Annotated in this window: 17 protein-coding genes; all 17 read right to left on the bottom strand. The window is 39.4% G+C overall.

Features of this window, described 5'->3' with window-relative positions; all coding sequences use genetic code 11:
• Positions 1–105 precede the first annotated feature (105 nt).
• Positions 106–1,080 carry a type II secretion system minor pseudopilin GspK gene (gspK, locus tag MMO42_RS00290; protein ID WP_241318689.1) on the bottom strand — a complete coding sequence of 325 codons (975 nt, stop codon included), beginning with the start codon at positions 1,078–1,080 and terminating at the stop codon, positions 106–108.
• Between the two features lie 17 nt (positions 1,081–1,097).
• Entirely contained in the window at positions 1,098–1,805 is a 708-nt protein-coding gene (gspJ, locus tag MMO42_RS00285; protein WP_241318688.1) for a type II secretion system minor pseudopilin GspJ, read from the bottom strand.
• Positions 1,802–2,206 (bottom strand): type II secretion system minor pseudopilin GspI, encoded by a 405-nt coding sequence (gspI, locus tag MMO42_RS00280; RefSeq protein ID WP_347005663.1) that lies wholly within the window; start codon positions 2,204–2,206, stop codon positions 1,802–1,804. Before gspI ends, gspJ begins: the two co-directional genes overlap by 4 nt.
• Positions 2,207–2,390: 184 nt before the next feature.
• On the bottom strand, positions 2,391–2,939 hold the full coding sequence (locus tag MMO42_RS00275; RefSeq protein WP_005153451.1) for a type II secretion system protein: 549 nt from the start codon (positions 2,937–2,939) through the stop codon (positions 2,391–2,393).
• 11 nt (positions 2,940–2,950) lie between these two features.
• Entirely contained in the window at positions 2,951–3,559 is a 609-nt protein-coding gene (locus tag MMO42_RS00270) for a TetR/AcrR family transcriptional regulator (protein WP_032862890.1), read from the bottom strand.
• 40 nt (positions 3,560–3,599) lie between these two features.
• Positions 3,600–4,373, bottom strand: a complete 774-nt coding sequence (locus MMO42_RS00265) for a TatD family hydrolase (protein WP_241318687.1) — start codon at positions 4,371–4,373, stop codon at positions 3,600–3,602.
• A gap of 24 nt (positions 4,374–4,397) precedes the next feature.
• A complete protein-coding gene (locus MMO42_RS00260; RefSeq protein ID WP_005187977.1) occupies positions 4,398–4,742 on the bottom strand; it encodes a PilZ domain-containing protein in 345 nt (114 codons plus the stop codon).
• A gap of 564 nt (positions 4,743–5,306) precedes the next feature.
• Positions 5,307–5,816 carry a hypothetical protein gene (locus MMO42_RS00255; protein ID WP_005294667.1) on the bottom strand — a complete coding sequence of 170 codons (510 nt, stop codon included), beginning with the start codon at positions 5,814–5,816 and terminating at the stop codon, positions 5,307–5,309.
• Positions 5,817–5,978: 162 nt separating this feature from the next.
• Positions 5,979–6,284, bottom strand: a complete 306-nt coding sequence (locus MMO42_RS00250) for a hypothetical protein (protein ID WP_241318686.1) — start codon at positions 6,282–6,284, stop codon at positions 5,979–5,981.
• Between the two features lie 187 nt (positions 6,285–6,471).
• Positions 6,472–7,455, bottom strand: coding sequence for a DNA polymerase III subunit delta' (locus tag MMO42_RS00245; RefSeq protein WP_241318685.1), 984 nt, complete (start codon positions 7,453–7,455; stop codon positions 6,472–6,474).
• A 4-nt stretch (positions 7,456–7,459) separates the two neighbouring features.
• Entirely contained in the window at positions 7,460–8,221 is a 762-nt protein-coding gene (gene kdsB / locus MMO42_RS00240; RefSeq protein ID WP_241318684.1) for a 3-deoxy-manno-octulosonate cytidylyltransferase, read from the bottom strand.
• 9 nt (positions 8,222–8,230) lie between these two features.
• Entirely contained in the window at positions 8,231–9,238 is a 1,008-nt protein-coding gene (gene lpxK / locus MMO42_RS00235; RefSeq protein WP_241318683.1) for a tetraacyldisaccharide 4'-kinase, read from the bottom strand.
• Positions 9,239–9,240: 2 nt separating this feature from the next.
• Positions 9,241–10,968: a lipid A export permease/ATP-binding protein MsbA gene (msbA, locus tag MMO42_RS00230; RefSeq protein ID WP_241318682.1), complete on the bottom strand. Its 1,728-nt coding sequence runs from the start codon at positions 10,966–10,968 to the stop codon at positions 9,241–9,243.
• Positions 10,965–11,393 (bottom strand): biopolymer transporter ExbD, encoded by a 429-nt coding sequence (locus tag MMO42_RS00225; protein ID WP_004806616.1) that lies wholly within the window; start codon positions 11,391–11,393, stop codon positions 10,965–10,967. Before MMO42_RS00225 ends, msbA begins: the two co-directional genes overlap by 4 nt.
• Positions 11,394–11,407: 14 nt before the next feature.
• Complete coding sequence (locus MMO42_RS00220; RefSeq protein WP_005294679.1) at positions 11,408–12,037, bottom strand: MotA/TolQ/ExbB proton channel family protein; 630 nt, start codon at positions 12,035–12,037, stop codon at positions 11,408–11,410.
• A 47-nt stretch (positions 12,038–12,084) separates the two neighbouring features.
• Positions 12,085–12,972: a ParB/RepB/Spo0J family partition protein gene (locus MMO42_RS00215; protein WP_241318681.1), complete on the bottom strand. Its 888-nt coding sequence runs from the start codon at positions 12,970–12,972 to the stop codon at positions 12,085–12,087.
• Positions 12,969–13,751, bottom strand: a complete 783-nt coding sequence (locus tag MMO42_RS00210; protein ID WP_005294681.1) for a ParA family protein — start codon at positions 13,749–13,751, stop codon at positions 12,969–12,971. Before MMO42_RS00210 ends, MMO42_RS00215 begins: the two co-directional genes overlap by 4 nt.
• Between the last annotated feature and the right edge of the window lie 18 nt (positions 13,752–13,769).

Genomic DNA, 13,769 nt, shown 5'->3' with positions numbered 1-13,769 from the left:
ACCAAGCTAATCTTTATCTGCAAACGGATTTTATTATAAAGCAAAAAAACGTGCATTGGGATTGATTTTAAATCTTGTCACCATTTGATAAACCAATATTAAAAGCTACTGAAATGGTGAAAGACTTCTTGAATATACAAAGACTTGCTTATCTTTCCGGATCAAAGAACTGGTAAATTGCCGTTTCCGTTCGCTTAAAACAACCTCAATTTGTGCAGTAAAATAATTGGACTTGCTATCCAATAAAGCAGCGGCATCAGTTTTATTTTGCTCTTCTATCCCAGAAAAAGCATTTAATTTCCACAAATCATCAACATTATTGAAATAGGTCAAATTCGCTTGCTTGGTTTTAAGCTCTTGCTCCACTGCTTTGATATCAACTTTTGGATCAATACTGGCAAGCAATAATGCTGGTGCGGTATTCATATTCACTTTCGTTTGTTCAGGCAATGCCGTGACATAGGGCTTAATTAAGTCGTAATTTTTACCCTCAAATCCCCTCACCAGCTTCAACTCTTCAACACTGTGAAACTTGGTGTTTGGGGCCAAATATGCAGGATCTAAACCTTGATAATAATTACTCTCAGCTCCCATTGCACCTGTAGTTTCATCATCGACATCTTGCCAATCAATGACCGCTTGACTCAACTCTGCTGGCAAGCCAACACGTTGCAGCAAATTTTCAAACCAACGTCGAGCAGAATCATCCACTTGACTTCCATCTGCTTTCACCAAATTATTAAGATTGAATTTGCCTGACTCATCCATCAAACGTCCAGAAACAGAGCCATCCTCAACTGGAAATGGGGGCATAGGCTTGGCCCAATTCTCTTGCAGGTGATCAATACTGCTTCCATTATCACTATCTTGAATCAAGAGTTCAGAAAAAAAGGCTTCAGCACTTTTTGCATACAATAAAGATTGATCTTGACGCATCAGATACCCTGTATTTTCAGAGGTATTGGTTTGTCGTTTAGCAATGGTCGCGGCAAGAATGGTTGCCAAAGCCACCATAACAAGAATGGTCAATAATGCAATGCCACGCTGAGATGTTCCATAACTTTGAGCTGTTTTAATCACGGGATATTGCCTCTTGCTCATTGTGTAGGAAGCTCAGTGGGACTTGGGGAATTTGATCCATCTTTATTTGGTGGATTTGTACCTCCACCCGTGCCATTTAAATTTCCTATCGCCTGCAAATACGCCTGTGTATTCAATAAGCTATAAATCCATTCATAATCTGTACCTGCAACAGTTAACTGTATCTTTATACCCAGCGGTAATTTTTTCAGTTCAGCAATATTGCTTGGATCATTATTTTCGGGCCACTGCATCAATTCTTGTGGATTCAAAACCATCACTTTAAATTGATCTACATTTTCCAATAATGTACTTGAAACAGGCTGTACACGATTGGGAATATTTAGATTTGAATATTTCAATCGATATACTTTCTTCTGTGCAGAATCATAGCGATATTCAATACGTTCATAGGGTGACAGCCCTTGCTTTAATGGATCTGAAACACCAGCCTTACTAAATATAAAACTTCCATTATTCAAGACCAAAGCTGCTTGCAGTTGCCTGCCATCATTGGCGGTCAATGGAATGATTTGCAGGCTGTCTCTTAAAACCTGCTGATAGGCATCTTGCAATGCAAATAGGTGTAACTCATGCTCAGCATTACGATCTTTTACTTTTAATAAATAATCAAAAACCTTCCAGCCCAACATAGAAAGTACTGCAAAGATTGCAATTGCAACCAGTAACTCAACCAGAGTAAATCCTGAGCGTGTATATTTCATTGTGTTCTAGCCTGTGCCGGATAGTTAAAGAACACAAGATTGGTAACACCTGCTTCAACCTTACCTTGCTCATTATTAAACAAGCTGACTTGCAATTCGATGCGCTGTATCTTGGGACTAATCGTGGATTGGGCTTTTTTGTCAATTTGCCATGTTTCACCTTGAGAGGTCACTTGTTTTGACTGTGTTCCGTCCAGCCATTCCTGATTGATTTCCATCATAGCGACTTCATTCATGGCCACAAATTGCGCCTTAGTACGTAAAATCGCATTGGACGTTGATTGTGTGTATTGCATAGCGACTTTAGTTAGTGCAATCGCTGCAACAGCAAAGATCGCCAGTGCAACCATCACTTCAAGCAATGTAAATCCTGAGCGAGGGTTAGTGAAACAACGTTTCACCCGAGCGCAAGACGAAGAGCTATGCTCGAAGTGAGCAGGTCTCCGCCGAGCACCGCTCTGCCCCGCTGCAAGACCGAAAGCTATGCTTGAGGTGCGAGATTTCTGTTCCTCTGCAAGAGAAAAAGCTACGCTTTGAGTGCAAAGGTTAACTTTATAAGACGGCAAAGCACGATCTTCTGAGTATTTAATTTTCATCTATTTTACCCAAGTGATCTAATGCAAACTCATGGCCAATAGGTTGTTGCTCATAATAGAACTGGATCCGAACAGGTTTCACTTCACCATTCCCAAACCAAATCAACTGAGGAGCTCTGCCGCCCAATAAGTCTTCATTTTTTGCTTTGTTATAGTTTTCAGCATCTAAGCTTTGAATACTAAAAGAGACACGATCTGGTAATTGACGTGTTTTAAATTCTTTATACAGTTGCCAAGTACGATCAGCCTGCTGAATTTGTTCACGGCTTTGGTCATGATATTCAAATAAATTATAACTAAATGGTGCAACATCGGTGGCATTTTGAGTATTTAAAGCAAAGACCTTGGCTTGATCAGTCGCTTCTTTATTAATTTTTTTGAGATCTAGAATAAACATCTCTCTGGCTTGCATTGCTCGGCGTTGATCGACCCCACCAATATTTAAGACCACCAAAGATGCCATGATGGTCATAATGACAATCACCACCATGACCTCAATAAGCGTAAAACCTGTTTGTAATCTCTGTGGTGATTTCATTCTATTTTCGACTATGGAACAGATTGTTCTAGTAGCTTTGGCAATGCTAAAGCTTGCTCTATATAAGCGACACGCAATGTATCTCTCGATCCCAAATAACGCTGATAGAAACTTGAATTCAGGATAACCGCCGCACCATAGGTCAACGACCAAACTGAAGCGAGATAATCGCGTGTGGTCATCGTACTATTAATGTCCAGCAAATAACTTTCAGTCATACGGATGATAATACGCAACCGCTGTCTTCTCACTTTATACAACTCACTGAATAGTAATTGAATACCCTGTCCAGTAGTTGATAGACGCTCCTCAATTTGGTGAAATAACGCAGTACGCTCAGGATGATGTAAATGATGCAACATGAAGAAAGCTAAATGTTCTGGAAAAGCCTTTTCAGTGTCTTGAATCATTTCAAGCAACATTCGCTCATTACGAATAATGAGTAACATATACAGTTCATCTTTACTCTGAAAGTGCTTATATAACGTACCCTTGGCAAGATCTAGCTCTGCTGCAAGAGCATCGAGCGTCATGCCAGCTTCACCATTTTCTAATAGGAGTTGCTCCGCGATTTGAAAAATTAATACTTCTCGTGCTCTAAACTGAGCTTGACGATCCATTTTCACGTAATAACTCTCTTTCCTAGTACAACAAAACCGTTTATTTCAAATTTAAGAGATTCTCAAAATTTTGCGTTGTAATCATGCCAATCTCTTCAACCGATTTATCATATACATCACTTAGCGCTTTTGCTACAAAAGGAACGTATTTAGGTTCATTGGTTTTACCACGATACGGGACTGGTGCTAAATAAGGGCTATCCGTTTCAATCAGTAAACGATCCAGTGGCACCTGCTTGGCAACATCACGCAAGTCCTGCGCATTTTTGAAAGAGACAATACCAGAGAAAGAAATATAATATCCGCAATCCAAAACAGCTTTTGCAGTTTCCCAATCTTCGGTAAAACAATGCAAAATACCATGCGTGGATTGTTCCGCGCGAATGATATCAACAGTATCGTGTTTTGCCGCTCGCGTATGAACCACGACAGGCTTTTTAACAATTTTAGAGGCTTCAATGTGACGTGCGAAACAACGCTTTTGCTCAGCCACAAAGTCAGTACTGTGATAATAATCCAGACCTGTTTCACCCAAAGCCCACACCTTGTCTGACTGAGCAAGATTGACCAGATACTCTGTTGTTGCACGTGCCATGATCTGCTCATCTTCACAAGGATGCACACCTACAGAATAGCCAACATCATCATGTCGGGCTGCAATTTCTGCCAATTTAATATGATCTTCCAGATCAACTGAAATCCCCATGAATTTCGAAACACCTACAAGTCGAGCTTGTTCAAGTGCTTGATCCAAATCTCCTTGATAAGGATTTAGATCTAACATGGTTAAATGGCAATGCGTATCAACAAACACTCTGTCTTCCTATTCTCTTTACAACTACATCGTATAACTTGGACGATCCAAGCCTTTCATACCCGCTAATAACTTTTCAGCTTCATTTTTATAATACACACCTTTTTCACCAACCAACTGGATTGCAAATCCTTGTGGCTTAAAATGTGTTTGTTTATGTGAAATCCAGATCACTTTACCCGTTAAAGGAATCTTCTGTGATTGCTCTGGTAAGGTCGCCAACACAAAAACTTCCTGCCCCATTTTAACGGCTTGCTTGGTCGGTACGAACAAACCACCACCGACAACAAAAGGCATAAAACTGGATTGCAATGTCGCTTTATCTGGAATATTAACCTGTATAATTCCACCCATCATTTGTGGTTGCATAACATTCCCCTGTTAAATACTTAATCGATTAAAACATTAATAATTTTATACCGTTGATAAATCTAAAAAAATATCATTCCTTTTGATAAGTTTTATAGAATTTCCATTGGTGACCGTTGAATAAAGATCTATATGTGATTTATGACCTGATTATAGAAAACAATCAAGCAAACAACAAATACTGTTTCAGCAAAAGCCTTGTAAAACAACTAAAATTACCATGATTAGAGCAAATAACGTATTGTATAAAGCGTTATTTAAAATCTTATGACAGTTACTTATGGATGGATAAGACCATTGGAAGGTATTGGTTAGCGACTCAGTACAATTGAGATAAAACAACAAGGAGATACATCAACCTAAATGCAATATGATCTAAATGAAGATGAATACTCTGAAACATAATTATTTAGTACATTTAGATAGCGATGCTGATGCCGATAAATGAAAACTAACTTAAACTACGCCGCTCACAAAAACTGCTCAACTTGTTAATAAACATCAGCTTTCATTTTCAAATCAAAGTGATATAGCAAGACCTGCTTGCTATATCTCCGTTATGAATTATTTTGCCGCCTTGACAATTTCTGCCTTGTCAAAGGAGAACCAACATTCGCCTTGAGTCGCCCACTTTGATTCTGTTGTGCCTAATACGCCAGTGACTACAATTCGATCACCAACTTTTAAATTGCTGATTTTGTCTGTATTTACTTTTAAATCATCACGAGTAAGTCCTTGCCCTTTACACTTCCCATTGCTTGGATCTTTAAAAATAATCGCAATCTGATTTTGAGAAACGATTTCACCCGTTTTAGTAATACGAGTAATAATTCCAGGTACCTCAAGGCGTTGTGAATCCCACTTGCGTTTCGCGGTGATTTCATTTTGCTGCCAGTCTTTCCATATTTCAGACAAAGTTGCTTTCTTTGCAGGCCCTAAACCGCGAAAGTCACCACTCAAAATATCTCCAGTTTTATTGAGTATCCCATCCGTTGCAGACATGGCCGAATCCAGAGTCTGGCAACCACTCAATGAAAGAAGGCTTAAAGTAACTAAAAGTGTTTTTATATGCATCTCAAAATTCCCTAACTTACATAGCAAATCGCTATGTGAAAAAATAACATATTTAATAAAAGATGTGAATTTTTAACATTCTGAAGAATGAAAATTTTTTTCCCATAAAAAAACCGCTCTTAAGAGCGGTTTTTTTCCTGTCTAGCTTATGTTTATGCTTTTCTATTTTTCGGTACATTTATAATCAAAGTTTAGCTTACTGATCATTTGATCGGTATTCCGCGTAAGTACCGAAATATTGTTTACCCCAGCTTCAATATAAAACTTACCACTAAACTGATTTCCAGCAGAACTTTGAGCATGATTAAAAGAATAGCTATAAACACACTCGTATGCCTGTGTACCCAAATTCGAAGCATTAATCTCAAAAGATGAGCCATTAATATTCGATACAAACTTTGGTTCAGCTTTCGTAATGCTTGGCATCATGGTAAGTGATAAAGCAATCGCTATAAATGTTGTTTTCATCTCTATATTCCTTATTTTTTAATATTATTGTGAAGTAACTCACATTTTATATACTTTCAATCAGGATTAAAGAGCGACGAACAATTTATATACAAAACTCACTTAAATGCTATAAAAACAAAGATCTATCAAAATCACAATAAAGCTTATTTGATAAAATCTAACTTCATTCTGTATTAAATCTTACTTAACTCACATTCATTAACTGAATAAATAATTCATCGAGAACCAATTGGGTTTGTACATTTTGCTCAACCATTAATTTCTTTTGCTGCAAATCCGAATAGATCGTAAACAAAGCGTCCAAACTATAAAATTCTGCCAATGGGTTAAAATCTAAATCATCATTTTTTAACGATTGGTTCAGTTTTAAACTCACGATATCAGCTAAAAGATATTCAAACATCGTGATAAATTCAGAAAAATTTAATTCTTTAGACCATTTATTTGAATAGTTTAAAGGCATATTTTTTTCAGCTACCAATTTAAACCAATCATTCAAGAATAAAGCTCGCTTTTGTAGCCAAACACTCTTTTCAATCTCAATGGCCGTCAGTGGCATATCATTGGCAAGATTCAATAACAGTTTGACCTGTTCTGCTGTGGTCTCTGGAATTTGTTGTTGTACAAATGCTTGTGCATCTTGAATCGACATTCGGTCTAGCGCAAAATGTTGTAAACGACTACGAATCGTGGCAGGAAGTTTTAAGTAATGATCTGCAAGTAAAATCAGAACAACTTTTTCACCAGGCTCTTCTAAGGTTTTTAACAATGCATTTGCTGATGCGGTATTTAATGCTTCAGCAGGTTCAATCATTACAACACGCCAACCTTCACCAGTTTGCTGAACAAAGGGCAAAAGTTCTCGGATTTTCTCAATTTTTATTTTGGCATTTTGTTTTTTATTATCTTCATCCGTCGTGATATGCACATAATTTGGATGCGTATCTGAGCGCAACCACTGACAACTTGAACATTCACCACAAGCATGTTGCTGCTGTTTATTCAAACACAGTACCCAAGCAATAAAACGCTCTGCAAACTCTTTTTTGGCACAGCCCTTCTTTCCATAAAACAATAGACCATGTCCAAGTTCTGGGAATCGTGTACTAAGCAATTCCCAAGTCTGCTCATGCCATGGGTAAATCACTGTTAATTGAGTATCGACCATAATATTATTCAAACAAGCTCACAGACATTGCATTTAATCGATCTAGATCCGCTTGGGTGTCTACACCAGGGGGTAAATTTGCTTCTGCCACAGCAATGGCAATACGATGACCATTTTCCAGTACCCGCAATTGCTCCAAGCTTTCCAATTTCTCAAGTTGGCCCTGTTCCCAAGTCACATACTCTTGTAGCAATTTGACACGATAGGCATATAAACCTAGATGACGATACGCTTGATTATGTAACTGCTGTTCTGCCTGCTTTGCTCCATCACGATCATAAGGAATAGTTGCACGGCTAAAATACAATGCCTCATTACGATTACTCATCACCACTTTGACAATACTATCGCGTTGAAATTCGTCTAACTGATGAATCGGCTCACATAAAGTAGACATGGCACAGTGTGGATGATCAATCAGAAGCTGACTCACCTGTTGCACTAGTTGCGCAGGAAGTAAGGGCTCATCCCCCTGAACATTCACAATAATATCGTCTGCTGACCATCCTTTAATACGAGCAACCTCACTAAGACGATCAGTACCCGAAGGATGATCTGGGTTTGTCAAAACCACATCAACCCCTTCAGCACGACATACTTCAGCAATGCGCTCATCATCGGTAGCAACGCACAAGTCATCAAAACCAGCAACTTTTTTCGCTTGATCGACCACACGAAGAATCATTGGACGGCCATGAATCAGGAGTAACGGTTTTGCAGGAAGACGAGAACTCGCAAAACGAGCTGGGATGACGATATGTTTCATGGTCGCTCTCTAAGAAAATTGGATACCGAGGTGCTGTAATTGTTGTTTCAATACATCATAACAATCTGCTGATAAAACAGCTTCTACGGGTACTACCCAAATCGGGGTCGTGAATTCAGGATGTTGCTTTAATAAAATCTTAAACTTTACGGCATCTTTTTCAGTGGTAATAATGGCATCATGATTTTCAAATATTAAATCATCAATTTCATAATCATGGTGATCTGGGAATTCATGTGCCTGGTATTGTTGCACACCCAAAGATGCTAAGGTTTGATAAAAACGTTGAGGGAAACCAATTCCAACAACCGCATTGAAATATTGATTGGGATCAAACCAATGTGTATCTGTATTTGCATTTAAAAGATAAGGCTTACCCACGGCTAGATGCATATTCTTTTGTGTTTGTGCAATTTTAGTATGCTCAATAACCGTACTTTCATTTAAGCGTGACTTAGGTTCACGTAAATAGCCTTCGGGCAATAACTTCTCATTGCCTAAACCACGATTTTGATCTAACACAATCCATTCAATCTGGCGTGCCAAAGCCCAATGCTGCAAACCATCATCACTAATAATCAGATCAAGCTGCCCATTTTCCAATAGCAACTCAATAGAAGCTTGACGATTAGGACCGACTGCCATGGGCACATGGGTAGATTGAACAATCAGACAAGGTTCATCACCTACAATATCAGGCTCGGAACGCGAAGTAACTAAAACAGGAAAAGGACCTGCGCCACCGTAACCACGGCTGATTACACCGACGCGCACATTGTGTTGCTGCAAATATTTGACCAATTGAATCAGCAGCGGTGTCTTACCACTGCCACCCACGGTAATATTCCCAATCACCATAACAGGTACAGGCGCTTTATATACGGGTTTAATCCCATGTTGATAAAGCGCTTTATTCGCACAAAAACCAAATCGGTATAACCATGACAAGGGGCGCAACACCACCAACCATGACGCTTGTTGATTCCAAGCGTCCTGAATACGTTGCGCCATCGACATGTTTAGTTTTCCTCGAAATTACGTTGATGTAATTGATAATACATACCATGTTTTGCTAAAAGCTCAGCATGTGTGCCTTGCTCAATAATCTGACCTTTATCCATTACCACGATCAGATCTGCATTTTCTACCGTAGATAAACGATGTGCAATCACAATCGTGGTACGGTCTTGCATCGCTTTATCAAATGCCTGTTGAATGAAATATTCTGATTCATTATCAAGCGCACTGGTTGCTTCATCTAAAATCAGAATTGGAGAATCTTTTAAGATTGCTCTAGCAATGGCAATACGTTGACGCTGACCGCCTGAGAGGTTCAAACCTTGCGCACCCAAAATGGTGTCATAACCTTGCGGCAGGTTCATAATAAAGTCATGTGCATACGCAGCTTTCGCTGCAGCAATGACTTGCTCATCGCTTGAGTCTTGTAACTGACCATAGGCAATGTTATCGCGAACTGAGCGATTGAATAACACAACTTGCTGATTCACTGTCGCAATTTGAGAACGTAAATAAGCCAGCTCAATATCCTGAACTGGAATATCATCAAAATAGATTTGCCCTTCACTCAACTCTTGGAAACGTGGCAGCATATTTACCAATGAAGTCTTACCAGCACCTGAACGTCCAACTAAAGCAACGGTTTGCCCTGCTTTGATATCTAAAGAAAAATCCTTGATCGCATGCGTACCGTCTTCATAACGCAAGTTGGCATGATCAAATTGAATATTGCCCTTTAAAACAGGTTTCAATTGACCATTATTAATTTCTTCAGGCGTATCCAATAGCTCAAACACAGAATGTGCTGCAGCTAAACCACGTTGTAACTTTTCATTGATATCGGTTAAATTCTTAACAGGCTTAGAAATGAGGCCCGCAGCGGTAATGAATGAAATAAATTCACCCGCAGAAGTATCACCAAAAACCTGCGGACGTAAAGCCAACCAAAGAATGATTGCCATCGCCATTGATAATAAAAGCTGAATGATTGGGCTGTTAATATTTTGCACCACAACCATTTTCAAACCACGACGCAAGTTCTCTTCAGACGATTTATAAAAGCGCTTCTGCTCAAACTCTTCTCCAGTAAAACTCTTCACAACTGAATTCGCGGTAATGGTTTCTTGTACCACGTGGTTTACATCACCCATGGTATTTTGTACTTGGATCGAAAGCTTACGCATCTTCTTGGATGCAACTCTGACCAATATACCAATAAAAGGCATGAAAACCACAATACATAAGGTTAATCGCCAGTTGGTGTAGAGCAAATACCCGAGCAAACCAAGAACAATCAAACCATCTTTGATCAGAGTCTGTAAAGATTCAGATGAAGCAGCGGTTAACTGCTCCACGTTATACATCAATTTTGCACTAATATGACCAGCACTATTATCTAAATAATATTGCGCTGGTAATCTCAATAATTTTGCATACACTTCTTGGCGGATGCTAAACACTAAACTACGCGAGATGACCGCTGAAAAGTAACCACCAAGGAACAGACCAACGCCACGAAAGAACATCAATAAAACAATAAGCGCTGGAAACCAATCCAGATTGCTACGACTACCCTCTTGAATAGCGTCAATGATGTATTTCAATAGCTTTGCGACAGAGACTTCCGTCGCCGCGTTGATACCAAAACCAAGCAAGACGAGTAAGGCAACGCCCCAATAAGATTTTAAATACGATATTAAACGGACATAAACCTTAAAATCTTGATTCACTCAGTAAAACCTCTCGTTGGGACTTTAGTGCTGATATTGACGTTAACAAAACCAAGTTGACCGGCGACATCCATTACACGAATTACATCTTGATGCGCTGCTTTGGCATCAGCTGCAATAATAAACATAAAATCACGACGATCTTGTGCAACTTGCTTAATCGCGGTGCTTAAATCAGCGATATCTTTACTAGATAACGCTTGACCATTTACAGAATAATGCCCTGTGGAGTCTACCATGATTTCAATTTTGTGATCGAATTGTTTAGGTGGAACACCTTGTGCATCGGGCAATGTCAGATTTATACGACTTTGCTGACTAAATGTCGTTGATAATAATAAAAACACCAAAATAAATAACATACAGTCAATCATTGGCGTCAAATTGATATGAATATCTTCAACTTGAGAGCGTTTAAACTTCATGATGCCACCTCGGCTTAGCTTGCACGACGGTGTTCTTGGACATGAGCAGCTTTTTTATAGAAAAGTGCTGCATGGAACAAGGTTGATTGCTGTTCTAATTCAGCAATATATTCATGTACTACACGCTGAAAATAACGATATGCAATCATTGCAGGAATCGCAATCAGCATTCCGACAGCTGTGGTAATCAAGGCCTTAGAAATACCTGGCATCATCATACTGGCATTGCCCGCAGAACCGATATCAATCACCAAAAAAGACTCAATGATGCCCAGAACTGTGCCGAGTAAGCCCAACAAAGGCGCAATTGCACTTAAGGTTCCAAGAAAGTTAATATTTTTTTCGAGATAACTGATTTCTTGAGAAGCTGTTGCTTCCATTTGCGCACGGGCAAATTGCTCACCTTGATCGCGCTGATCGTAGCCAGATTTAAGAATACGACCTAATGGACTTTTTTGAGCATCTTCTTGTTCTAATTGCACAATAACTGCATCAACATCAGAACCATTTACAAGCAATGCTTGCGGTAAAACTTGTGACCGTTTTAAACGAATGTATCGTTCAATTGTAATGGCAACCGTAAAAATTGATGAAAGAATAAGGGGCAGCATTAACCAGCCACCCGCTTTCACAAGTTCCCACATATTATTCCCCAATAATATCTAAAATATAAAAGGATGCGCCCTCAAGATTAGTTAGGTAAGCAAATATTGAGGATTCCATCCAATTCATCCAATGAGTGGTAATGAATGACCATTTTCCCTTTACCTTTCTGGTTATGGTCAATTTTCACATTCGCTCCGAAACGCTCGGAAAGCTTCTGAGTCAATTGTTCAATATCTGGAGAAATCTGAGCCTTTTCCTTTTCAGGTTTTGGTTCACTCCACTCACGAACTAACTGTTCAGTTTGACGTACCGACAAAGCTTTTTCAATCACGATTTGTGCAACCGCAATTTGATCTTTTGCCTTCAGCGTCAGGATCGCACGGGCATGCCCCATGTCAATCTGACCTTGTTGCATCAAGTCTTTAATCGGATCAGCCAAGCTCAATAAGCGTAACAGGTTACTCACCGTGGTACGTGCCTTACCTACCGTATCTGCAATTTCTTGGTGACTTAAACCAAATTCATCATGGAAGCGCTGTAAAGCAACTGCTTGATCAATCGGATTAAGATCTTGACGCTGAATATTTTCAATCAACGCCAAAGCAATTGCGACTTGATCATTTAAGTCACGCACAATTGCCGGAATTTCTGCCAAACCTGCTAATTGGGCAGCACGCCAACGACGTTCACCCGCAATAATTTCGTAAGGATGTTGTTCATCATCCACAGGACGAATCACAATTGGCTGCATCACGCCATGTTTTTCAATCGATGCTGCAAGCTCTTGTAAATCTTGTTCTTGGATAAAGCTACGTGGTTGATATTCACCACGTTTCAATAAACTGACATCAATTTGCTTGAGTTGACCATGATCCAAGGCTTGTGCTTCAAGTTGCAATTTCTCTTTTTGAATTGAACCTAATAGCGCATCTAAACCACGACCTTTAGCCAATCCGCGTTTTTTGATGCTCATACAGCACTTCCTTTTTTCACTTTACTTTTCTTCAACATTTCTGCGGCTAAATTCAAATATGCAATTGCACCTTTTGAACTCTTTTCAAAATAGATTACAGGTAAACCATGAGCAGGTGCTTCTGCCAAGCGAATATTTCGAGGAATCACCGTTTCATAGAGTTTTTTACCAAAATATTGCTCCAACTCTGCCGACACATCACGTGTCAACGCATTACGAGCGTCATACATGGTACGTAATACCCCAACAATTTCCAAGTTTGGATTAAGGGCTTTTTGTATACGATCAATGGTCTGGGTAAGATCAGCCAACCCTTCCAAAGCATAATATTCACATTGCATTGGAATAATTACACCATTCACGGCAGCCAAGGCATTGACGGTAATTAAGCTGAGGCTTGGCGCACAATCGACAATAATATAGTCAAATGCAGCATCTACTTCCTGCAAAGCATTCTTCAGAATAAACTCTCGGCCTTCTTGCTCGGCAATGGCAAGTTCTACACCTGCTAGCTCACGGTTTGCACCTAAAACTTTATAACCTACTTCTGCTTTTTGAATCGCAGTTTCAATTGGCACTTCACCCAACAACACATCTGTGACTGAGTAAAGTAAATCATTCTTTTGAATACCTGACCCCATGGTGGCATTCCCTTGTGAGTCCATATCGACTAACAAGACACGTTTTTTCAAGATCGCCAAAGAGGCAGCAAGATTGACTGCTGTCGTGGTTTTTCCCACACCACCTTTTTGGTTTGCAATCGCAATAATTTGAGCCATGACTACCCTTAATATTTT

The organism is Acinetobacter sp. ANC 3882, assembly GCF_022549545.1.
Taxonomy (GTDB): domain Bacteria; phylum Pseudomonadota; class Gammaproteobacteria; order Pseudomonadales; family Moraxellaceae; genus Acinetobacter.
This window is presented reverse-complemented; position numbering and strand designations above follow the sequence as displayed.

What these genes read in the sequence shown, in the direction of transcription:
- gspJ (WP_241318688.1), bottom strand. Translation starts at nt 1,805, where the DNA reads ATGAAATATACACGCTCAGGATTTACTCTGGTTGAGTTACTGGTTGCA.
- MMO42_RS00275 (WP_005153451.1), bottom strand. Translation starts at nt 2,939, where the DNA reads ATGAAATCACCACAGAGATTACAAACAGGTTTTACGCTTATTGAGGTC.
- MMO42_RS00270 (WP_032862890.1), bottom strand. Translation starts at nt 3,559, where the DNA reads ATGGATCGTCAAGCTCAGTTTAGAGCACGAGAAGTATTAATTTTTCAA.
- MMO42_RS00260 (WP_005187977.1), bottom strand. Translation starts at nt 4,742, where the DNA reads ATGCAACCACAAATGATGGGTGGAATTATACAGGTTAATATTCCAGAT.
- MMO42_RS00255 (WP_005294667.1), bottom strand. Translation starts at nt 5,816, where the DNA reads ATGCATATAAAAACACTTTTAGTTACTTTAAGCCTTCTTTCATTGAGT.
- MMO42_RS00250 (WP_241318686.1), bottom strand. Translation starts at nt 6,284, where the DNA reads ATGAAAACAACATTTATAGCGATTGCTTTATCACTTACCATGATGCCA.
- MMO42_RS00245 (WP_241318685.1), bottom strand. Translation starts at nt 7,455, where the DNA reads ATGGTCGATACTCAATTAACAGTGATTTACCCATGGCATGAGCAGACT.
- kdsB (WP_241318684.1), bottom strand. Translation starts at nt 8,221, where the DNA reads ATGAAACATATCGTCATCCCAGCTCGTTTTGCGAGTTCTCGTCTTCCT.
- lpxK (WP_241318683.1), bottom strand. Translation starts at nt 9,238, where the DNA reads ATGTCGATGGCGCAACGTATTCAGGACGCTTGGAATCAACAAGCGTCA.
- MMO42_RS00225 (WP_004806616.1), bottom strand. Translation starts at nt 11,393, where the DNA reads ATGAAGTTTAAACGCTCTCAAGTTGAAGATATTCATATCAATTTGACG.
- MMO42_RS00220 (WP_005294679.1), bottom strand. Translation starts at nt 12,037, where the DNA reads ATGTGGGAACTTGTGAAAGCGGGTGGCTGGTTAATGCTGCCCCTTATT.
- MMO42_RS00215 (WP_241318681.1), bottom strand. Translation starts at nt 12,972, where the DNA reads ATGAGCATCAAAAAACGCGGATTGGCTAAAGGTCGTGGTTTAGATGCG.
- MMO42_RS00210 (WP_005294681.1), bottom strand. Translation starts at nt 13,751, where the DNA reads ATGGCTCAAATTATTGCGATTGCAAACCAAAAAGGTGGTGTGGGAAAA.